The organism is Methylobacterium hispanicum (assembly GCF_022179285.1).
GTDB lineage: Bacteria > Pseudomonadota > Alphaproteobacteria > Rhizobiales > Beijerinckiaceae > Methylobacterium > Methylobacterium hispanicum.
Genome location: NZ_BPQO01000020.1, coordinates 90,113 through 110,015, shown reverse-complemented (window position 1 = coordinate 110,015; position 19,903 = coordinate 90,113). Strand labels below are relative to the sequence as shown.

General features: G+C 69.8%; 25 protein-coding genes. 7 read left to right on the top strand and 18 right to left on the bottom strand.

Features of this window, described 5'->3' with window-relative positions:
* Window positions 1-79: 79 nt before the first annotated feature.
* Genes MFF56_RS21195 through MFF56_RS21180 form a run of 4 tightly spaced genes read left to right on the top strand, consistent with a single transcriptional unit; the run spans window position 80 to window position 1,810 of the window.
* A complete protein-coding gene (locus tag MFF56_RS21195) occupies window positions 80-523 on the top strand; it encodes a hypothetical protein (RefSeq protein ID WP_238230918.1) in 444 nt (147 codons plus the stop codon).
* Window positions 520-864 (top strand): hypothetical protein, encoded by a 345-nt coding sequence (locus tag MFF56_RS21190; RefSeq protein ID WP_238230917.1) that lies wholly within the window; start codon window positions 520-522, stop codon window positions 862-864. Before MFF56_RS21195 ends, MFF56_RS21190 begins: the two co-directional genes overlap by 4 nt.
* A gap of 30 nt (window positions 865-894) precedes the next feature.
* Complete coding sequence (locus MFF56_RS21185; RefSeq protein WP_238230915.1) at window positions 895-1,194, top strand: hypothetical protein; 300 nt, start codon at window positions 895-897, stop codon at window positions 1,192-1,194.
* 1 nt (window position 1,195) lies between these two features.
* A complete protein-coding gene (locus MFF56_RS21180; RefSeq protein WP_238230913.1) occupies window positions 1,196-1,810 on the top strand; it encodes a hypothetical protein in 615 nt (204 codons plus the stop codon).
* A gap of 69 nt (window positions 1,811-1,879) precedes the next feature.
* Here the strand turns inward: MFF56_RS21180 and MFF56_RS21175 are convergent, their stop codons facing one another.
* The 4 genes from MFF56_RS21175 to MFF56_RS21160 form a co-directional block, all read right to left on the bottom strand.
* A complete protein-coding gene (locus MFF56_RS21175) occupies window positions 1,880-3,043 on the bottom strand; it encodes a hypothetical protein (RefSeq protein WP_238230911.1) in 1,164 nt (387 codons plus the stop codon).
* Window positions 3,044-3,146: 103 nt separating this feature from the next.
* The gene (locus MFF56_RS21170) at window positions 3,147-3,797 is read right to left on the bottom strand and encodes a hypothetical protein (protein WP_238230909.1); all 651 of its coding nucleotides are present in this window, start codon (window positions 3,795-3,797) and stop codon (window positions 3,147-3,149) included.
* Complete coding sequence (locus tag MFF56_RS21165) at window positions 3,794-4,225, bottom strand: hypothetical protein (RefSeq protein WP_238230907.1); 432 nt, start codon at window positions 4,223-4,225, stop codon at window positions 3,794-3,796. Before MFF56_RS21165 ends, MFF56_RS21170 begins: the two co-directional genes overlap by 4 nt.
* Window positions 4,225-4,563, bottom strand: a complete 339-nt coding sequence (locus MFF56_RS21160) for a hypothetical protein (RefSeq protein WP_238230905.1) — start codon at window positions 4,561-4,563, stop codon at window positions 4,225-4,227. The genes MFF56_RS21165 and MFF56_RS21160 overlap by 1 nt, the downstream gene beginning before the upstream one ends.
* A gap of 137 nt (window positions 4,564-4,700) precedes the next feature.
* Between MFF56_RS21160 and MFF56_RS21155 the strand changes: the two genes are divergently transcribed.
* A complete protein-coding gene (locus MFF56_RS21155; RefSeq protein WP_238230903.1) occupies window positions 4,701-5,738 on the top strand; it encodes a hypothetical protein in 1,038 nt (345 codons plus the stop codon).
* Window positions 5,739-5,757: 19 nt separating this feature from the next.
* On the opposite strand, the gene MFF56_RS21150 is transcribed toward MFF56_RS21155, so the two are convergent.
* The 8 genes from MFF56_RS21150 to MFF56_RS21115 all read right to left on the bottom strand — a co-directional run bounded on the left by MFF56_RS21150 (window position 5,758) and on the right by MFF56_RS21115 (window position 12,731).
* Window positions 5,758-7,092 carry an AAA family ATPase gene (locus tag MFF56_RS21150; RefSeq protein WP_238230900.1) on the bottom strand — a complete coding sequence of 445 codons (1,335 nt, stop codon included), beginning with the start codon at window positions 7,090-7,092 and terminating at the stop codon, window positions 5,758-5,760.
* Window positions 7,093-7,446: 354 nt separating this feature from the next.
* On the bottom strand, window positions 7,447-7,869 hold the full coding sequence (locus MFF56_RS21145; RefSeq protein ID WP_238230899.1) for a hypothetical protein: 423 nt from the start codon (window positions 7,867-7,869) through the stop codon (window positions 7,447-7,449).
* Window positions 7,870-8,186: 317 nt separating this feature from the next.
* Window positions 8,187-8,837, bottom strand: coding sequence for a hypothetical protein (locus tag MFF56_RS21140; RefSeq protein WP_238230897.1), 651 nt, complete (start codon window positions 8,835-8,837; stop codon window positions 8,187-8,189).
* Between the two features lie 14 nt (window positions 8,838-8,851).
* Complete coding sequence (locus MFF56_RS21135; RefSeq protein ID WP_238230895.1) at window positions 8,852-9,481, bottom strand: hypothetical protein; 630 nt, start codon at window positions 9,479-9,481, stop codon at window positions 8,852-8,854.
* A 48-nt stretch (window positions 9,482-9,529) separates the two neighbouring features.
* The gene (locus tag MFF56_RS21130; protein ID WP_238230893.1) at window positions 9,530-10,618 is read right to left on the bottom strand and encodes a hypothetical protein; all 1,089 of its coding nucleotides are present in this window, start codon (window positions 10,616-10,618) and stop codon (window positions 9,530-9,532) included.
* Between the two features lie 18 nt (window positions 10,619-10,636).
* Window positions 10,637-11,410 carry a hypothetical protein gene (locus MFF56_RS21125; protein WP_238230891.1) on the bottom strand — a complete coding sequence of 258 codons (774 nt, stop codon included), beginning with the start codon at window positions 11,408-11,410 and terminating at the stop codon, window positions 10,637-10,639.
* Between the two features lie 86 nt (window positions 11,411-11,496).
* Window positions 11,497-12,069: an SMC-Scp complex subunit ScpB gene (gene scpB, locus MFF56_RS21120; RefSeq protein ID WP_238230889.1), complete on the bottom strand. Its 573-nt coding sequence runs from the start codon at window positions 12,067-12,069 to the stop codon at window positions 11,497-11,499.
* A 26-nt stretch (window positions 12,070-12,095) separates the two neighbouring features.
* The gene (locus MFF56_RS21115; RefSeq protein WP_238230887.1) at window positions 12,096-12,731 is read right to left on the bottom strand and encodes a DotI/IcmL family type IV secretion protein; all 636 of its coding nucleotides are present in this window, start codon (window positions 12,729-12,731) and stop codon (window positions 12,096-12,098) included.
* 177 nt (window positions 12,732-12,908) lie between these two features.
* On the opposite strand from MFF56_RS21115, the gene MFF56_RS21110 reads away from it, so the two are divergent.
* A complete protein-coding gene (locus MFF56_RS21110) occupies window positions 12,909-13,304 on the top strand; it encodes a DUF6750 family protein (RefSeq protein ID WP_238230885.1) in 396 nt (131 codons plus the stop codon).
* 78 nt (window positions 13,305-13,382) lie between these two features.
* Window positions 13,383-14,474 carry a hypothetical protein gene (locus MFF56_RS21105; protein WP_238230884.1) on the top strand — a complete coding sequence of 364 codons (1,092 nt, stop codon included), beginning with the start codon at window positions 13,383-13,385 and terminating at the stop codon, window positions 14,472-14,474.
* A gap of 103 nt (window positions 14,475-14,577) precedes the next feature.
* Here the strand turns inward: MFF56_RS21105 and MFF56_RS21100 are convergent, their stop codons facing one another.
* The 6 genes from MFF56_RS21100 to MFF56_RS21075 form a co-directional block, all read right to left on the bottom strand.
* Window positions 14,578-15,033 (bottom strand): hypothetical protein, encoded by a 456-nt coding sequence (locus MFF56_RS21100; protein WP_238230882.1) that lies wholly within the window; start codon window positions 15,031-15,033, stop codon window positions 14,578-14,580.
* A gap of 3 nt (window positions 15,034-15,036) precedes the next feature.
* Window positions 15,037-15,519 carry a hypothetical protein gene (locus MFF56_RS21095; RefSeq protein WP_238230880.1) on the bottom strand — a complete coding sequence of 161 codons (483 nt, stop codon included), beginning with the start codon at window positions 15,517-15,519 and terminating at the stop codon, window positions 15,037-15,039.
* A 119-nt stretch (window positions 15,520-15,638) separates the two neighbouring features.
* Complete coding sequence (locus tag MFF56_RS21090; protein WP_238230878.1) at window positions 15,639-16,676, bottom strand: hypothetical protein; 1,038 nt, start codon at window positions 16,674-16,676, stop codon at window positions 15,639-15,641.
* 53 nt (window positions 16,677-16,729) lie between these two features.
* The gene (locus MFF56_RS21085; protein WP_238230876.1) at window positions 16,730-17,791 is read right to left on the bottom strand and encodes a hypothetical protein; all 1,062 of its coding nucleotides are present in this window, start codon (window positions 17,789-17,791) and stop codon (window positions 16,730-16,732) included.
* Window positions 17,788-18,888: a hypothetical protein gene (locus MFF56_RS21080; protein WP_238230874.1), complete on the bottom strand. Its 1,101-nt coding sequence runs from the start codon at window positions 18,886-18,888 to the stop codon at window positions 17,788-17,790. Before MFF56_RS21080 ends, MFF56_RS21085 begins: the two co-directional genes overlap by 4 nt.
* Window positions 18,885-19,838 carry a hypothetical protein gene (locus MFF56_RS21075; protein ID WP_238230873.1) on the bottom strand — a complete coding sequence of 318 codons (954 nt, stop codon included), beginning with the start codon at window positions 19,836-19,838 and terminating at the stop codon, window positions 18,885-18,887. Before MFF56_RS21075 ends, MFF56_RS21080 begins: the two co-directional genes overlap by 4 nt.
* Window positions 19,839-19,903: the final 65 nt, after the last annotated feature.

Sequence of the window (19,903 nt, the reverse complement as noted above, 5' to 3'; positions counted from 1 at the left end):
GTATGACGAAGGAACGACGTTGACGGCACCCTCCAGCCGAAGCATGGTCTGACGGTCTTTTTCTAAGGAGCGGCTCGTCATGACCCTGGGAGACGGGGAGGCGCAGGAAGCCCTCGACGCCCAACCCCACCCCCCGCGGGAGCGCGACCAGATCGTTCCCCTGCTCGACCACGGCAAACGGACCCGCATCTACGCGGTCCTCTCCTACGCGTTCCGCGCGCAGGTGGATGCCGCCGATGCTCTCAGGATCCTGGGGGAATCGTGCAGCCGCAAGAACCAGGAGGACAAGCAGCTCGGTGCCGCTGCCGGCCAGCTTCTGGACCGCCTCCGCCAGGGCGACGCCATCGGGGAGGCGCTCGGCCGCATCCTGGGTCGCATGCTCTCGGCGGAGGAGGCGGCCATCCTGGCGGTCCTCGCTACCGCTCCGGACGCGGACCCGGCAGCGATGCGGGAATTCCACGCCATGGAGATGCTGCTCCGCCTGCGCGAGATGGATCTCTTGGAGGACCGTCGCACGCAATGACCGCGGAGGTCGTACCTTTCACGATCTGCCGGCTCTCCAGAGCGGTCGCCGGCACGCGGGACATCGTCGAGAACAGCCGCGCCGACGCCCTTCGCTTCGCGGCGATCGCGTCCGGCGTCGTCCGCAGCCCGACCGAAGTCGCGGGCGATCAGCATGGGCGCGTGACCATGACGTGGCGCGGCCCCGACGCCGAAGTCGTCCTGCTCTTTCTCGGCGGCGGCCGCGTCGAGTGGCGCGCCTGCCGCCAGCACGCCTGCTGGCACGGCAGCGCCCGGACGCTCGACGTCGTCGATCACGTCGATTTCGCTGGCGCCACCTGCCACCGGATGCCGGCCGGCTGACGCCCGATCCAACGAGGCAGGAGTAGCCCGATGCCCGAAGACAAGCCGTTCGTCGTCGAGGGATACGAGGTCCCCACCAGGATCGTCGATGCCGCCATGCAGGAGATCGGAAGCCGCAGCGGTTTTCGGGCCGGTGAAATCCAGGCGTTCCTCGTCGAGTCCGGCGTTCCCACGGCCGCCGTGGATCCCAAGTACGGCCCCTGGGGGCCAGCCAACCGCATCGCCGACCGCCTGCTGCAGCGGGCGAGGCGCGCCGGCCTGATTGAGTACCGCAAAGGGCTCTGGCACAGGCGGCCGAGTGCCGGCGCCCGTACTGCCGCCGGGACCTGACGTGCGCATCCCGGCCGTCCTCGCGCTCGCCTTGGCGGCGATTCCCGCCGCACCGACCCGTCCGCTCGCCGCCGATGCGGCGCAGATCGTCCGCACCGCCAGGGCGCTCATGGACGGCGGCCGGTACGTCCGGTGCGGTCTGGACATGAAGCCATCGGATGCCGGCGGCTATTATCGGTGCTTCGATTTCGGACCCTACCGCGTCGTCGAGGACTACCCGCGTCTCTCCGTCTTCGTGACGGGCGAGGACGCGCCCTTCCGCATCTTCGCCTCCGAGAGCGGGCACGCTGGCTTCCTGTTCTCGGGACCCTGGACGACGGATCTCGCGCCGCGGCTGGCCAAGCACGCGGTCGATGCGGTCTCGAAGCGGGAGGCCGGCCCTTCGGCGGAAGCCCGCCGCCTGGACGCCGAAGCCCGCCTGGGCCGGCTCATCGAATCGGAGCGGCCCAAGCCGCCGCCGTCTCCCGCTCCGGAGCCGGAGCCGTCCGCGTCCGCCGTGGCGCCGCCCGGGCACGATCGGAAGCCGCCCCTCGCCGCCGGAAATCCCGGGACCCCCGTCGGGGATGCGGCCCTCAGGCAGGCCCTCGAAGCCGCGGGCCTCACCGGCAGGCGCTGATCCGGAGCTGGGATCGGAGCGCCCTCGGCACCAAGCCGGATCGACGGGGCTCCGAACGCCCGGCGCGGATCAGGGGCGCGGCCCCGCCGGGGGCATCCGCAGCGCGTCCTCTGGATCGTCGGCCATGCGTTCGTCCAGCACGGTCCCGGCTTGGTCGAGGGACTGGATCCTGAAGCTCCCGCTCTTGGCCAGCTGCTTGCCCTTCTCGCCGAAGATCCGGGTGACCGTTCCATCCTCTTCCGGACGAGCGAGGAAAGGGCCTTCCTTCGACCCGCCCGGCAGAAAGCCTGCCGACCTCAAGCCCGAGAGGCGGTCGGACGATGCCGTCACGGAAGGCGACGCCGCCGTGGGCAGATCTCGGAGCTTGCTCGCGCGCCCGGCCTCGGCCGGGACCTCGCGATGCCGGGCGGCGAGGTCGTGCGCAATCGGCGGCCGAGGCGGCGGGGCAAGGCGAGCCTGGGGCGCCGGAAGAGCCGGGGCCTGCGCCGTCCGTTCCAGGAACGCGCGGCCGACGCCGTCGCGGTAGATCGCGGTGCCGCCCTCCCAGCAATAGATGTGCAGGCCCTCGAAGCCGTTCTCCGCCGGCTCGCGGACGAGGAGGAAGCTCTTGTCGTCGGTGGTGGCCAGCACGACCTCGGTGACGTAGTTGCCGAGCGCTTGGCCGTGATCGACGCGGTCCGCCGCGATCGTCACGCCGTTCGCGCGGATCCATCCGGCGACCGCCTGGATCTCGCGCTCGACCTCCCGCGACTCGCGCGGATCGGCCTGCGGCAGGCCGCGGACGAGGCTGAGGCCCGAGACCATGCCCAGCGGATCGCGGCCGGCGGCCTGCCAGACCTGCTCGTGCCGGGCGAAACACGGCCACTGCCGGTGCTGCCGCCGCATGAAGGCGCGGATGCCCTCGTTGTGCAGGTAGGCCCCCCCGTTCATGTCGCGGATGCGGGTCCAGCTCCTGACCTGCGGCGGCGCGCCCCCCGGCGCGGCACCGCCTCCCGCGAGCGCGGGAAGTCCGCCGACGACGGGCGCCGGGAGCCGTTCCGCCGCGACCGGGCCGGCGAGCGCGCCGCCCCTCGGGAGCGCCGGAACCGTCCAACCCGGTGCGGGGCCGGCGAGGGCCGGACGCCCACGGTCCAGCCGCCGCTCGTTCTCGGCACCACGCCGGAGATCGTCCGATCCGTACTCGTCGCGAAGATGGGCGGTCGCCTGGGAGAGGAGGCGCAGCTTCTCCCGCATGGCCGCCGCGGGATCGGCGGGTCTCAGTCCGCGGGGGCCGGCATTCGCGACGCCACCGGCCGCTGGGCGCGCCGGAAGGTTTTCATAACGAGGGGGCATCGCTCTACTCCTGCGCGTGCAGGATGACGGACCTCGGCGAAAACCGCGAGCGGGTGGAGCGCGCCGCACGGACCGCCCCGAGGCCGAGCAGATCGGCCCGCAGCTTGTCTTCCATCGACGCCCACCCCGCCACTCGCCGGACGCCCGCGTCGAGGTCGATCAGAGCGCCCGCCATGTGCAGGGCCAGAGCGCCGGCGCGGAAGGGAAGATCCCGCTCGACGGTTCTGGCGAAGGCCTCGAACGCCGGCATCCGGGTCTCGCGGTCCGCCAGTGCCCGCTGAGCCAGCGCGTAGGCGAGTGCGGCGGCCTCGGCCAGAATCGAGGCCGAACCGGGCAGAACGGATCGCCGGCCTTCCAGGACGTCGTGCGCCGGGGGAGCCGACAGGAAACGCCACCTGTAGAGGATCAGGCCCGGGGCGGCCTCGGGACCGACGACCCTGATGAGCTTCGGAAGGACGTCGTAGGCCCGCCTGGTCGTGGTCAGCACCCGGGACGCCTCGAACCAGTCCTCGCCCGGACGGGGTCCTCCGCGCCGGCATACGAAGCCGACCACCGCGGGATCGACCCTCAGCGTCAGCGCCCTCGACAGGAAGCGGAGGTTCTCCCGTTCGACCTCGGAAAGCGCGAAAGCAGTCCCTTCGGGGAGCGGCCTCATGCGAGGGCCTTCGGGCGCGGAGCCGAGCAGTGGAGGATCGCCATTGCCATGCCGGCGCCTACGACGCCGCCGGGCACGCCGCGGAGCAGCGCGTTGAACACGACGCTCCAGAAGTGCGTCGGCGTCGGCGAGAGATCCAGGAACATCATCCAGCGCATCTCGGCGCCCGCGACGACCATCCCGCCGATCAGGGCGCATTGCCATGCCAAGCGGCGGGGGCCGTCCTCCCGCAATCCCCGCGCGAGGAGAGGAGCCGTGGCGACGGCAGTGCAGAGGGCGGTCAGCTGAACCGCGGCCGTCATCCGGAGGAAGTCGCCGAACGAGCCCTCGAAGACCAGCGCGGGCACGGCTGCGGAGACGTGGACGCCGACGACCGCGCCGGCGAGCGTCGCTGCCAGGGCCCTGATCAGGGACCGCACGTGGGCCATCAGAACACTCCCGCGCTCCGAAGGATGGAGAGGACCCGGTCGCCCGCCTCCATCAGCAGGTCGGCGACGTCCTGGTCCGTGATGCGCTTCGTCCACCACATCCAGCCCGCGACGCCGAGCGCCAGGAGGGCGGAGGCGAGGACGATCTCGGCCGCCAGCAGCACGGCGCGGAAAGGAAACAGGAAGACCTGCAGGCAGCCCATGAACACGGCGGGCGCCTTGAACCAGAAGGGATCGGCCGACCCGAGCGTCGAGACCTCGCCGCCGACCACGTACACGGAGACGGGGCGGTCCCCGACGGCCTGCCTGCGGCGCGCGTTTCCGGCCTCGTCTGTCACTGGTTCACTCCTTCGATGCCGGGGAGCATGAGCCGGGCCGGCGCGCCCGTCAACGAAATTGAAGGAATGGGAGCCGCCTCACTTGCCCGCGGCTGCGATGCGCACGATGGTCGTCGTCGAGACGAAGGAACCGACAGATGCGCCTCCCCGCCGCCGCCCTGCTCCTCGCCGTGGGCATGGCCCCCGCCCACGCGCTCTGCGACGTCGCCACGGGCGAGCGCCCTTCGCGCACGCCGTTCTTCCTCGGCATCGAACCAATGGACGGACCGGCGGAGGTATTCTGCAAGCTGCAGCAGCTCAAGGGCCGCTATCGGGTCAATCTGCAGTTCCGCGACACGGGCGTCGACCGGACGAAGGAGTTCTCCTTCGACGGCGCCCGCGGATTGGGACCCGAGCATCTGACGACCTTCCTTCAGTCCCTCTTCCCGACCGAGCGCGGCCCGGAGTTCGATCCCGTGGACGGCAAGCCGTTCCCGAAGGTCCTCAAGCACGTCGTCCAGGGCCGCGCCTCGCAGGTGCCGGGCGGCGGAGACCTCCAGATCCCGGACGTCTGGCAGGGCGCGCGGCAGTTCATGCTCTGGGAGAAGTTCGCCATCCGCCTTCGGCCGATGCCCGCACCGCTCGAAGGGTTCACCTTGACCGTCAACTTCCGCCCGAGCCCAGGCCGCTTCGTCATGGAGGCCTCCGGCCGCCGCCCGAGCCTCCACTTCCGGGCCTGGAAGCCGCGCCTGCCCATCGGCAGCAGCATCAATTCGGCCTGCTCCGAGGAGATCCCGATCTGCAAGGATCTGCCCGAGGTGGTGCCGGTGCGCATGTCCCACGAGGTCGAGGAAGTGCGTCTCGATCTCGAAGGCGACAATCTCGCCGCGCCCGCCGAACAGACGCTGACGAACCTGGAGACGCGCTACCGGCGCCATCTCGCATCCTCCAACATGCGGGATTTCGATCCCGTCCGCGGGCGCGGACACGTCGAGATCCGGGACGGAACGACGGTCATCACCGGCGAATCGTTCCCACCGGAACGCGGCAAGATCGGTCCTTCGCGCGTCAGCGTGGTCTATGCCGAGGAGCAGAGCCCGGACAGCTACAGGGCGCGCATCGACAACTACTTCCGCGAGTTCCGGGACGCCCTGGTGCGGCAGCAGAGCATCGACCGCAAGGCGCGGACGTACTGAAGCCTCGGCGGACCCGTCGTCAGATCGCCGCGGCGACGCTTTCGTGCGCCGCCGGCCGCAGCTGCGCTCCCAGGATTTCAGGCAGCATGTCGATCATCATGCGCTTGATGACGCGGATCGAACGGCCGGCCTTGAACTCGTACTCGGCCTTCGTGAATTCCCACGCCCCCGGCATGCTCGCGGGGTCCAGCCCGTAGTCGGCCGCGACCTCGTTCATGATGCTCCTGGCGATCTGCGGGAAGGCGTCGGCCGGAGGCTTCTCGACGGTCTCGACGCTCACGCGCGAGCGCATGATGTCGTTGATGTTCATGCGGTCGTTGGCGGCGAGCATGTAGTTCACGTAGAACAGGTCGACGTCGGCCTGAAGGCACTCGTCGTAGTAGCGCCTCGCGGTTTCCGGCTCGAGGACGGCCAGGAGGGCGTCCTCGAGCTTTCCGGCGGCTAGGTTCTTGGCCGCCTTGTCGATCTCGTCGACGAACATGATCGGATTGGCGAAGCGGGACCGGAAGATCGCCTCGACGGGCGCGCACGGCGTCGGTGCTTCATGCGACCGGCCGTTGCCGACGAAGTCCGCGCCCGACGATTTGCCGCCTGCGTTGAGGTACCGGTAGCCGACGCCCGCGATCTGGGCGAGCCGGCGCGCGAACCGGCTCTTGCCGACGCCGGCGGGTCCGACGAGGAGCAGCGGCCGGAATTTGAGGTAGGGCCGATCCGCGAAATGGGCGATCCGCAGATCGTTCCGCAGACGCGCGATGGCGTGCCGGAACCACGGCATCTCCTCCATCAACTCGGCCGCGATGTCCCTTGGATCGAGGTGGCCGCCGCCGAGCGGCAATGGGCGGGTCAGTGGTGCGTAGATGTCCGCGATCCCGCGGGAGTCGTTGGCGCCTCCGATCTCCCTCACGACGATCCGCGTCGGTCGATCGCCCGCGCGCGACGTGCCGAGGCTGCGCTGGACGTAGTCTGCGAAAGAGCGGCCGTCGCTCCAGTCCGTCACGTCGGTGAGGGCCCGCAGGCCCAGAAGCCGCATCTCGTAGGGGTCGCTCGGGACCTTCGGGGATCCGAAGAGGGCCGACAGGGCGGCGAGCGCCGTCGCGCGGGTGGTCGCGGCCACTTTGAGCTCCGTGAGGAGGCTTTCGGCGACCTCGGTCGCGACGAGCCGCTTCAGCGCGGCCGGATGCCCCGCGGCCTCGCCGATCGGCGCATCGGCGAGCATGCGCGAGATGCGGCCCGGGATGTCGTCGGCCCGTGCCGCCACGAAGACCGGGAGGACGTCGTCGTCCCAACCCGCGCGCAGCATGGTCTCGATCCTGAGCAGAGCCTCGCCGGACCAGCGCTCGATGTCCTCGAACACGCGGATCTCGCGCCGGCTTCCGCTGCGGCACCACCCCTCGGCCTCAACCTCGTGAGGCGCGAATGCCCTGCAGGACATGCCGACGCACCCCGCGACCGCCGCAAACAGAGCCCGCTGCCGGGCGTCGGCCCTCGCCCCGTGAACAAGAAGGGGCCGGAACGCGAAACCTTCCCGTCCGCAACGGGCGAGCATCTCCGAATCCGCACGCAGATGGCGCAGCAGGCGCTCCGCCCATGGGTGGGCCTCCGCAACGGTCCGGACGTCTTCGTTTGTGAAGGAACGCATTTCCGGTCTACTCCTTCCGAGAGCCGGAAGGATCGCCGCAAGTCACGTCTCTGGCAAGCCTGCGCGCGATCAGGCCGCATCGTGTTCGAAACGGTCCAGGCGTTCGTAGTCCGAAGGCCAGTCCGGCGACCAATCCCACGAAGGACCCACGTCCGGCCGCGAGAACCCGCACACGTCCTGATCCAAGTCCGCCTCTATCCTGGCGGCCACGTCGGCCCGGTGCAGACGGATCCAGCGCAGGGCATCCGGACCATGGACCGCGGCCCGTATCTCGATCCTCGGAACCGAGAACGCGCGATCCAGCGCGTATTTGAGTTCGCGGAATCGCCGGTGGTCGGCGCAGTGGCGTGCGGCATCGAGCGCGGGGATGCCGGTCCAGTTGCCGTGTGCCATCTCCAGAATGGTTCGGGATGTCGCCTGCTCGAAATAGCTCGTCGCATCGAATTTGGCGCGGATGCGCCCGTCGGCGATGGAGACAGCAGACCGGATCACGGACGGGGGACCTATGAGCGAGGCGAACTCGAAATCGCGCCTTGCATCAATTTATCTAGATACTGATAAAATCGCGAACTGTCAACTTCGAAGCGGAGTCAAGCCGAATCTAGAATAGGTATAGATTGATATAGGTTCGCTTAGTCGTCCCGGCGCGATTCAGATCGACTCGCGCGCTATTCGAATTCGAGTGCGTGATCCATCGAGCGATGGTCGTCGCCGCAATGAGACGCGAAAGCCCTCCGACGGGTCTCGAAATCATCCGCCTCGTCTTCGGCGAAACGAATCCCGCTCGTCCGATGACCCGACAGGTCGGTTCAGTTCCGTGGTGCGGGCTTCGACGCGAAACCGGCCGACGCGATGGCGTCCTGTGCGATGTCCACTTGGTCGGGCGAGGCGTCGGTCCACCACGTCGCGTAGGCCAGATTGGCGGTTCCGTCCGCGTTGGCGAGGACGTGGAATTCGCCGTGCTGGGGGGCGGGCTCCAGCCCGGCGAAGAAGACGTGGGTCTCCCGTGCTTCCGGACCGAGACCGAGCGAGTACCGCGCGGATCTGACGAGACGCTCGACGATGCGCACGGGAGGCCCCGAGGCTTCGACGACGTTTTCCGCGCGGTCGTCCAACGGGATCAGCCAAGTCCCGCCGGCACGCTGGATCAAGAGCCCGAAGCAGTGCTCGTTCGACCTGGGATCTCCGAACTCGTTCGCAGCGTGAAGCCCTGGACAACCCTCGAAGGCGTAGGCGACCTGCGGTTCGCCGCCGGAGCCCCGCACGAGCCACGTGGCCGCGATCACCAGATCGCCCTCTTGCGAAGGACCTAGTCGCGCTGCCTTGACTGTCCCGCCATCCCCCCGGCGCGCGCCGGCCAGAGCCCGGACGCGTTCGCCGGGCAGGAAATACCGTCCTTCGACGACGCGGAGCATCTCGGGCGTACCCTCCACGCCTTCGGCGACTTTGATCGCGGACATTCGTCTCTCCGACTTCAGCGGGGCGCGGGATGGCCCGAGAGGGTGGCGGCAGGCTGCCGCGACAGCCAGAACAGATCGACGTGCATCTTCGCATCGGCCCGCGTGGCACGGCTCCAGCAGTGCGCCGTCCCGCCATCCTTGAGGCCGGCCTCGAAGGCCGATGCGAAGCCGTCGTCGGACTCCTTCACCGAGGCGGGTTCGCGGCCGGCACCGAACGTGTAGGCGATCATGTGCGTCGCGACGTAGGCGACCTCGATGTTGCGCGTCTTGAATCCCGGATGGACGCTCGCGGCGGCGCCGCGGTCGATCGCCTCGGCGAGCTGCGCCAGGGTGTCGACGCCGACTGCCCGCGAGAACGCGTCGTGGTAGCGGTTCGCCGTCCTGGCGACGTCGTTCGGAGCCGACCCGCCGAAGCGGCCATGCTCGAACCGGGCGGGCAGGAACAGCCTCAGCGAGGCCGCCTCGCCCTCCAGAAAGGCCCGTACCGCGAGGTGGTCCGCCCAGGCCGCTCCGCCGGAGACGAGCGCCCGGATGCCCCAGTCCCGCATCGTCTCGACCGCGCGGGCGTACATGGCGTCGTAGAGGCCGACCGAGAGCCGGTCGGCATCCGTGCCGCGTCCAGCGGTGCCAATGACGGCGAGCATGTCGTACCCGTTCCTTCGCGGCGCGAGCGCCCCGGGCGCGATGAAGGATCAGCGCGGCGCAAGCGTCAACAGGGCGTCGGGGTCTGACGGGTCGTCCCGGCCATGTATGCGGAAGAGTTCGTCCTCGGAGAAGTCGTACAGGAAGGCGGGCCCCATGCGGGGCGCTTCGGGCCGCGCCTCGATCGCGCGGGCGAAGGCGAGCATCCGCGCGCGTCTGGGAAGTTCCTTGCCGCTGTCCCTACCCACGGCGCGGGCGAAGCCCCATTCCGTGATCCACCACGCCCGCCCAGGCCCGGCCTCGCGAACGAGAGGGTCGAAGGCCTTCGAGACCGCCTCGCGCACGGAGACGTCGGGATCCTCGTCGCGCGCGCCCACCTGCGGGTAGAGGTGGACGGCAAGTCCGTCCGCCACGCGTCCGGCCCCCCGCTCCATGAGCAGACGCATCGCGCATTCGGGCGCGATCGCCGAAACGCCGTTTGCGGCGGCCCAAGCGGGCTCCGGGCGCACGAGGCTGCTCAGCAGGACCGGCACCGCGCGCCCGGCCATGACGCGCTTCGTCTCGCGCAGCACGTCCACGTAGCGGTCGAGCGCCCGACCATAGGGCTCCGCGAACGGGTGGCCGGCGAACTCCGCGGTTTCGACGATGGCCCCGCCCTGGACGATCGGCAGGGCGGCCTCGAAGACGCTGAGGTTCATCTCGTTGCCCACCTCGACCGCCATCGGCGTCACGCCGGCGGCGTCCAGAGCGGCGACGGCATCCCGCCAGAAGTCTGCGTAGAGCGACGGGTCCATCTCCGAAGTCGGCCGCAGCTCGTAATGGACGCCCTCCGCGGCACGCGGCGCGACGCGCGGCGGGAAGAAGTCGGACTGCCCCATCGGGACGACGAGAAGGACCCCCAGGCCCCGTTTCGACGCGGCGGCGGCCGCGTTCGCCATGGCGTCCAGAGGCCTCACCGCCATGATCCTGACGTGACGGGCGCCGGCGGCTGCGAGCGCGGCCGCCTGACCTTCGTGCCGGTCCGGCGGCCGCCACGCCGCCAAGGTGTCGTTGACGCCCCCGAAGTCGACCGCCGGCGATGCGTGCGGAACCAGGGTCAGACCCACGGCGACGAGCCGCGCGACCGTTTTCGAGACCACCGGCCCTGCCCTCGCGATTCAGCTTCTTCTGCGGAACGCCGCGGCCACCCCGTCGATCCGGCCGATCATGTCGGGAGCGACCCCGGGGGCGGAGCCCTTCGGAGCGGACGCCGGGCCGATGCCGAGACGGCGGCGGACTTCGGCTTCGAGATCGACGTCCTTGAGGAGTTCGGCTTCGGAAAGGCGCTTCGTCACCTCGGATGAACCGTTCGGATGCACCTTCAGCCGCACGTACCATCCCTGCCTCGCGCGGTCGGGCACCGTAGCGTGGAACCCGCCCCGCCTCATGAACTCGGCGTCCTCCGCGCTCCCGTCGGGAATGCCGGCCGTCCAGGTCGAGGCCGCAGCCGCTGCGAGACCGATGCCGACGACCGATGCGATCAGGCCGAGAGCCGGAGCGAGCGTCGGGCGAGCGGGCTTCCGCTTCGCACGGGGCGAGCCGAGGGACGCCGCGAGGGCGCCGTTCCAAGACAGCAGCGCTTCGGCCTCGGCGGCGACCGCCTCGGCCGGTTCGGGATCGACCCCGGATACGTCGAAGCGGCGCAGAATGGTCCAGAGTACGCCTCCACCGGAAGGAGCGGCGCCGGCCTCACGGACGACGACGCCCTCCGCGCCGAGGCGGCCGAGCAACCTGCCGACGCTGCGCGTACCGGCCAGAGCCTCGACCTCCTCGCCGAAGTCGTTGAGGATCGTCCACTCGTCCGGGCGAAAGCCGGGCAGCAGGTTCCGGTCCGGGAGACGGACGATCAGCCTGTAGCAGGCGGGACCGCCTGTTGATGTGATCGCGTCCATTCGAACCGCTCCTCGACCTCGTCGCAGCCTAAGCCTTCACGCATTCGGACCGGCCTAACGAAGTCGGTAGCATTCGACCGATCCTTTCATTCCTTCGCGTCCACCGGGAGATCGCGGCTCAGAAGCTCTTCGGGGGTCGGCATGTCCGACAGCGCGTCGAGGCGGAAATGCGTCAGGAAGGAATCGGTCGTCGAGTAGGTCGCGGCACGCCCCGTTCCCGCCCGGCGGATGCCGGGCCGGATCATGCCGGCCTCCATCAGCTTGTCCAGAAGGGCACGGGAAACCTTCACCCCCCTGCCGCGCTCGATCTCGCCCAGAGTGACCGGCTCGTAGAGCGCGATGAACGCGAGCGTCGCCAGAGCGGCCTCCGAGAGCTCGCGCGCCTTGCGCGCCGGCGCCTTGAGCGCGTCCGGAAGAAAGCCCGGATCGACGGCGTACCGCCACCCCTCGGGATCGCGGACCAAGCGGACCGCCCTGTCCTTCGTGCGCTCCGCGAGCTCGCTCAGCAGGCCGGCCGCCGAACTCCCTTCCTGGAGGCGGGCGGCGACCTGGGCTTCGCTGACGGGCGTGGGCGACGCGAGGATGAAGGCCTCGATCTCGGCTCCGTGCAGCAGCGCGAAGTCCGACGGCGGAAGGAGCGGATCCAAGGTCTTCCCCATGATCTCGGGATGGGCTCGCGGTCGGCTCAGTAGCGTTCCACGATGAGGGAGCGCACGCCGAGCCCGGCGTCGTTGATCCATTCCGGCTGACGGACGATCACGGCCGTCACCATCAGGCTCTGGTTCGTCCGCTGGACGGAGGACGCGTAGCTCACGATGATCGGAACCTTGACCTTCCAGGCGTAGCGGCCGATCTCGCCGTACAGGCCTTTCCTTTCGATCTGCACGGGACCGTTCGGCACCCCGGTGAGAACGTAGTGGTTTCCGATCACGGCCTTGAAGTTGCCGGCCTCTTCGATCGACTTCTTGTACTCCTCCCAGCCGTAGACCGTCATGTCCTCCTGGAGCTTCGTGAACTGAGCCTTGTAGTTCAGGAAATCCCAGCCGTAGGCCTTGAGGACGACGTTCGTCGCCCAGCGCTTGATGGCTTCGTCGTCGTGCTTGGCCTCGACGAGAGGGACGATGTCCCGGATCGTGCCGTCGGCGAGGGTCAGGACGTACCGGAAGACGGGCGGCCTCTGGAGCAGCGAGATCGTGCAGATCAGGGCGAGGGACGCCGCCGCGATCATGGCCCAGGTGGCCCGCATCGTCCAGAAGTAGCGGCTGATCGCGTACGACTCCTTCTCCCAGATCGTCCGGACGATGTCCTCCGTGCGTGCCATTGCTTCAAGGTCCGAAGGTACGGTCAACCTGCCGTTGACGTTGCCGTCGATTGTGAGCATGTTTCGAGCGATCGCTCAAGGAGTGGCCGCCGCCGTTCCTTCATCCGGTGGCGGCGCGATCGACGGGCGCAGCGGGCTCCGACGGGCCCTCCCTTCGAGTCAGAGAGGGTTGAAGCAATGAAGCGGATTTCGAACACGATCGGCAACGCGTTCTACGGATTGATGGCCGCGGCCACCGTCATGGCGCTCGACGCCGTTTCCGGCTCGGCCCAGGCCCAGAGCTCCGGGACGGTGGGCAGCATCGCCGACAAGGTGCGCGAGGATCTGGGCAGCGTCGGCAAGGTCCTCATGGTCGGCTGCGGCCTCGGCGGCGCCGGCATGGTGGCCGCGGGCCTCTACAAGCTCAAGCAGGCGTCCGACCAGGGCGGCAACGGCCAGGTCAAGTACACGGACGGCCTCTGGCGCCTCGGGGCGGGCGCCTGCCTCGTGGCGATCCCGACCTTCACCGGCGCTCTGACCAACACCTTCGGCTTCGGCACGCCGTCGATCTCGCAGAAGACCACGCCCTTCTGATCCGAGACACGTCGACATCGAGGCCGCAGGGCCGGGCGGCACCCGTCGCCCGGCCCTCTTCACGTCCGGAGCATCCCGATGCGGCACTGGTTCAGGTTCCTCGCGGTCTACGCGTTCTTCGTCGCCACCGCGCCGGCCCTCGCCGTCGCGCCCCGTTCCGGCAACGACATCGGCAACCGGCTCGCGGGCGTCCTGGAGGATCTCTACGGCCCCTTGTTCCTGGTGGTCGCCGGCGTCAGCTACCTCGTCGGCTTCGTCATGCTGTTCAAGGGGCTCGACCTCCTGAAGGACTCGGCGGCCTGGGGCTCGACCCGCGCGACGAAGGAGAACGGCGCCGGCCGCGGCATGGCCCATCTCGTCTCGGGCACGGTCCTGATCGCCTTGCCCGAGTTCGTCGGCATCGGCGTCACGACCATGTTCGGCGACGCCTTCAACATCTTCGGCTCGTCCTCCGAGTTCCGCCAGATCGCCGCCCAGATGGACATGGGCGGCAACCCGAACTTCAGCGTGCGCGACGGCAACATGCGCTCGCTCCTGCAGATCGGGACCTTCCAGCCGCCCGACAACTGCTACGCTTCGCCCGCACCCGCGGTGTGCTTCTCCAAGAACGTCGCCCAGAACGTGGTCCCGATCGGCCTGATCGTCACCTATGCGGTCGTCTTCCTGTCAGGTGCCCTGATGATCGCGAAGGCGGTCTTCGAGTTCGCCCACGAGGACGTCGGCGGCCGCGCGGGCGGCGATGGACGCTCCGCCCTCGCCAAGGCGGCCGTCGGCTTCCTGATGTGCAACTCGCCCTTCCTGGTCGGTGCCGTCAGCCAGACGCTGATGGGCCAAGCCGGCGTGCTGACCTCCCGGGGCGGTCTCGACCGGAGCCTGCTCAGCTACCGCTTCAACGGAGCGGTGACGGGCAACGGGACCGCATGGCTGCAGCAGCATCAGGATATGGTGGGCTACCTCTTCACGATCCTCGCGCTGTTCGGTGCGATCGCGTTCTTCCGAGGCGTGTTCGTGCTCAAGGCCATCACCGACCGCCGCGGCACCAACGCCTCGGGGGGGAACGCCCTCGTGCACATGATCGCCGGCGTGCTCCTCGCCAACATGAAGACGACGAGCTGCTACGTGACCACGACCTTCGGCGGAGCCGGCCTGACGCTCGGTTTCTGCAGCTGACGGGTCGCGGTGACGGTCCGTAGGACCGGTTCCGGGATCCGCCCAGGCCGGGGCCCGCCCGTCCGGCTTCGCCCCTCCGCCCGCGACGGACGGGGCCCCCGCGTCACCGGCGGCCCTGGTCCGTCCTGCCGAGCGGCCGCTCGACGGGCATGCGCCGCATCACCTGCAGGACGCGGTCCGCGCTCAGGCGATAGAAGGTCTCGCCCATCCGGCCGATCGGCGCGCCGCATTCCACGGGCGACCCGGTCGCGGGTGCGCAGAGGCGACCGCCCTCGACCCTCCACCCTTCCATCCGGGCGCGCACGGGGCTGCCGGGCACGGGCGCGATCCGACGCTGCCCGTTGAGTGCGAAGTGCTCGACGAGCACGACGCCGCGATCCTCGACGGCTACCTCGAAGGTCGAGCCGGGGAACTCGCGCAGCACCTCCGCGTCGCTGAGGACCTTCATTCCCTTGGCCCGCAGGTCGGGGATCGAGCCGAACCCGTCGGACGCCGCGCCGGCGTTTCCCGGATGCATGCACAGAGCCAGGAGCGTCGCGCAGAGCAGGCGGTCCCGCACGGTTCAGGCCGCCACGGAGCCGAGTGGCACGACCGTGAGCCGCGGCTTCGCGCGCTTGGCGGGCGTCTCGCCGAGCGCGCGGAGGATCTCCTTGCGCGCCCCGCCGAAGTGCAGGACGACGTCCATCAGCGTCTCGACGTCGCCGCGGATCTCCCGGATCGTCGCGACGAAGCGGTGGTGGTAGAACACGATGCGCAGCTTCACGACCGCGTCGCCCCGCGCCAGTTCCATGTTGAGCCCTTCGAAGGAATCGCTCGCCTCGATGCGGTCGCCGTTGGCGAGGGAGATGACGACGGGGCCGCCCTGCCGCCGCGATTTCGATCGTTCCTTCGCCGCGATCTGCAGCTTGCGGGGCGCGTTCACCCCGACCGAGGCCACGGCCTTCTGAAGGGACGAGATGTGGGCCCACCGGTCGTCGCGATCTCCGCCCGTCGCGATCCTGAAGCAGGCGTCGAACATCTCGTTGGTGGTGATGGCGGCCGGCATTCCACACTCCGAAGGAACGGCGGGGGCAGCCTGCCCCCGAAGTCCGAAGCTGTCAACGAACTGTCGGCTCCTGTCGCGGATGGGGCTACAGTTCCAGGGCGCCGGACGATCGCCTCCATCTACCGCGGATGCGGGCGCGGCGGAAGCGCCGACGGAGTGACCATTCCTTCGATGTGCACCAGTCTGTCGGCCAGTTCCCGGGATTTGTTCGCGACGAACCGGAAGGCCGCGAGGGCGGGATCGCCCTCGACCTCGTCCCGCAGCCGAAGCAGTCCGGACAGCACCGCCTCCGCTCCCTTCCGGCCCTCGGCCGCGACGACCCCGTTCGCGTTCGCTCCCAGATGCCATGCCGCGACGCCCGCCGCGGAGAGTCGGGGGACGACGGGATCGAGATCCCGGATCCAGTGCGCGCCGACGACCCGCGCGATCCAGACCAGATCGTCCTCCGCCGCCCAGCCCGGTTCGACCTCGATCCGGCCCGACGGCGGAGCGAGGTCCCGCCGTCCGCGGACCGAGGGAAGCCGGGCGAAGGCGAGCGCCTCTTCGAGACGGTCGTGCCCGAAGGCGGTGACCGTCCCGTGCAGGTCGTCGGTGGTCGGGAGGCGGAGAACCGGTCTGCTCTCCGTTTCGTATCGCGGCTGCGTCCACACCGGCAGGGGCGTGCGGACGAACGTCCGCCCGCGGGCGCCTTCCCCCTGCCTCAGGATCAGCCGGGCGGCGGCCGCGCGCACCTCCTCGATCGAAGGGCGGAGGGACGGGAGGTCAACGAGCCAGGAGCACTCCTCGATCCTCTCGGCAGGCTGCAGGACGTCCTGTCCCCGGATCTGGCGACCCGTGATCCTGTGGTGGGGCTTCTGCTGCAGGGCGTCCTCCGATGGAAGGATTCCTGCGGCCGAAGCGAGGTACAGCGCCGCGCCCGCGTTGCCGGTATGGTACTCGCCGCCGAGGCTTCGCTGGCAGGCATACCATGCCGGGAAGTAGCAGCCGCCGTCGAAGCCGAGGTAGTCGTCCTCGAAGTCCGGCAACCGGCGGCCGACCGCGGCATAGCGGGCCACCGACGGCAACTCGGCACCCGGATCGATCGGGATCCGGACGGAGACCGCGGTCCGGATCCGCACGTCGCTGCCGTCCCTGGCGATACCGTCGAACGTGGCCACGACCACGTCCTCGGCCGTTCCGAGGTCCGCCGCGCGGGGAGTCCGTTCCGGCCTCACGGTCGAGGTCCTCCATCGGCGGGAGCCGCCGCGAGCCCGGCTTCGAAGGCGAGCCTCAGGCGCAGGCCGCGGACTCCGGCGCCCCAGTTCGCCGCCTGGGTCGGGTGATCCTGCAGGGCGAAGCCGATCCTGTCCACGAGGGCCAGCATGTCCGCGGCCGTGCCGTACCCGCGGACCGCCTCGGCTCCGTGCGCGCAGTCGTGCCAGAAGGCCACGGCCTCGGCCGGCAGCAGGCCGACGACGTCCCGCAGGACGCGGGCGATCCAGGCATGTTCGCCCGCGAGGACTGCGGACGGGTCGTCCCGGGTCTCCGGCTCGCTCGGCATCTCGACGACCCGGCCGGAGACGACCGGTTCAGGGCGTCCGAGACCTCCTGCGAACGCCGTCGCATCGTCGAGCCGCCGGAGCCCGAACACGTCGTGCCGGCGCCGACCCGGCGCCAGGATGTGAAGCTGGACGTAGGGCTGGCCGCCCCGCTCGAAGACGCCCCAGACGGGCTGATGCGCGGCCATGCACAGACCCGCCTCCGGCCGGATCAGGAAGCACTGCGAAGCCGCATGCCGGATCTCCGCCACCCGTCGGTCGCGGTCGACGACCTCGCGGCCGGAGCGCTCCACCTCTTCGAAGGTCTCCGTCGGTATCGACCAGCGGTTCTCGATCTTGCGGCCGGTCGCGGCGTGGAGCCGGCCTTCCGACGAGAACACGTCGTCGAAGCGGCGCGGGAGGGCGTAGCGGCCGTCGAACTTCAACCGGGCGAGCTGGCGGCCTGGGTCGGGATCGGTCAGGAGGCTGTCGGGGCAGTTCCCGAGCGTCGCATCGTACAGCGGGGCGAAGCTCACGTTGCCGATCCGGGTATAGACCACGAGCCTGTTCCGCCAGCGGCCCGCGTCCGCGTAGATCCCGTCCGACGACGTCGCTCCGTGCCGGTCCTCGGGAACGTCGATCTCGACAGGCATCCGCGAGCGCGTCCCGGCCCCCGTCCTGGGGTCGAGGACGTCGAACTCGACGTGGATCCGGTGCCTGACGGTCGGCAACCGCGCGAAGGAAAGAGTTTTCATGGCCGCTCCCCGGGTGCGGCGGCGGCGACCGGCCCGGCGAGTTCGACCGCCGAGATCCGCAACGCGGGACGCCGGGTGGCGTCGCACCACGCAGCTATGTCGGGGTTCCCGACGCAATCCTCCGCCAGCAGGACGTCCCGCAGGGCGACGAAGTCCGCGAGGCAGCGCAGAGCCGCCGGCCTGCCTTCGTCACGCAGGGCGCTCTCGGAACCGAGCAGGTGGCGCCACAGATGGACCGCTCTCGCCGGCATGTCCGCAAGATTCCCGCCGAGCTCGGGAACGCGCCGCGCCGCGAGCATGCTCGCGAACTCGACGAGGTCGTCCTGCCGGTCCCAGGCGGCATCGTAGTTCCTGATCTCGCCTTCCACCGGCAGCGCAGGCCGCTTGGTGACGCCCGCCAGAATCTCCTGGAAACGGAGGGCCTCCTGCAGGCGGTCGAGAGAGAAGGCCCAGGGCACAAACGATTCGGACCAATCGTTGAGGAGCGTCAGACGCACTTCGACACCCTGGTGCCTGGGGTCGACGAGCCAGACCGGGAGGCGCCGAGAGATGCGTAGTCCGTCGGCGGCCACCAGAGCGTTCCCGAAGGCGTACCTCCGCACGGCCTCGATCCTGGCCTCGCACTGTTCGTCGAGGCTCCAGCGGCTGTCCGCGAGCCGGGCGGGGGTGGCGGACTGGCGATCCGTCCGCGCCTCCGTGCCGGTCGACCGATGCGGGCCGGTCCACGCGAAGATCTGACGCGCAGCCACGGACTCGTTGTTCCAGTTCGAGCGCTCGAGGAGTTCGGAGGCGATGCGGGCTTCGGTCGCCAAGTCCTCGAAGGCCGGATTGCCCCCCGTTCCGAGGCTCGAGTAGCAGGTCCGGAAGGGCGCGAACGTCCTTTCGCCCGCGCCGAGGAAGGACCAGTCGCCGACCCGTCCCCCCCACCGGACGGTTGCCGCGAGAACTGCCGGCAGTTCGCCGCCGGCGTCCACCGCGATGCGGGCGTCTACGACGAAGCGCTGGCGGACGGGGGTTCCGGTCGCCCGTTCGAAGCAGTCCAGCCAGACAGGGATGCCGACGGGGATGGTCGGCAGATCGGAAACGTCGACGGTCATGGCGCACCGGGTCCGGGTAGGAGTGCGTGCAGGGCCTCGAGTTCGGCCCCCAGCCTCAGCTGCTCGGAACGCCAAGCGCTCTCGTGACGCCGGCTCTTCGACCAGAGGAACTCACCGAACAGATCCCGGCACGTCGCGAGGAGCCTCCGGGCTCCGTCCCGACCTTCATGAGCGATCGTATGCCGGGCATTGGCGACCTCGTGCCATTGCTCGACCGCCCTGCGGTCCATCGCGACGAGTTGCGGCCGAAGCAACGTAGCGAGGAAGGCCGCCAGTCGGATCACCAAGGCGCACGGATCCGATAGCGCTTCCGGGCGCCGCGCCGGATCGAAGTATCGAACTTCGCCGAGCACCTCGAAATCCGCACCGTGAAGGAGGCGCGCATGACCCAGGGCGTCGTGCAGCCGGTCGATCGCGAAGATGTCGCCCGCGCTGGCCATTGCCCGATGGGAAAGAACGACCTTCCTGGTCCTCCAGCCGTACTCGTAGACCTGCCACTGCGGCAGGTCGGAGGCGACGTACCATCCCTGCGGACCGCGGAGGAGGCAGCGGGCCGCCAGCTGCCGCGCCTCGGCGACGGCCGCCTCCAGGGGGCCGATGTCGATCGTATCCAGGTCGGGAATCGACAACTCCCCGGCGAGGGGAGCGAGGATCGTCCCCGGATGCGGCCGCGGGACTTCGCCGTCGATGGCATGGTGCCTGGGAGCCGGTTCGAGGACGACGTCGTTTCGCAAGAAGTAGGGGAGATCCCGCAGAGCCTCCGGCAACTTGGAGGCCGCCCGCGACCTGTGCCCATGGGGATCGTTGAGGGTGCGCAGGACGGTGCCGTTGAAATCCAGATACTCGACCGGATCCTCCTCGATCCCATCCGTGCCACGGGCGAGCCTGCAAACCGCCAGCCGGGGGACCTCGCCGTTGGGATCGTGGAAGGCGAGCGCCTCGACGATCAAGGGCAGACGCCATCCGCGACGCCCTCCGCGCGTGGCCAGATCCACGTGGAGGCCGATGCAGACGG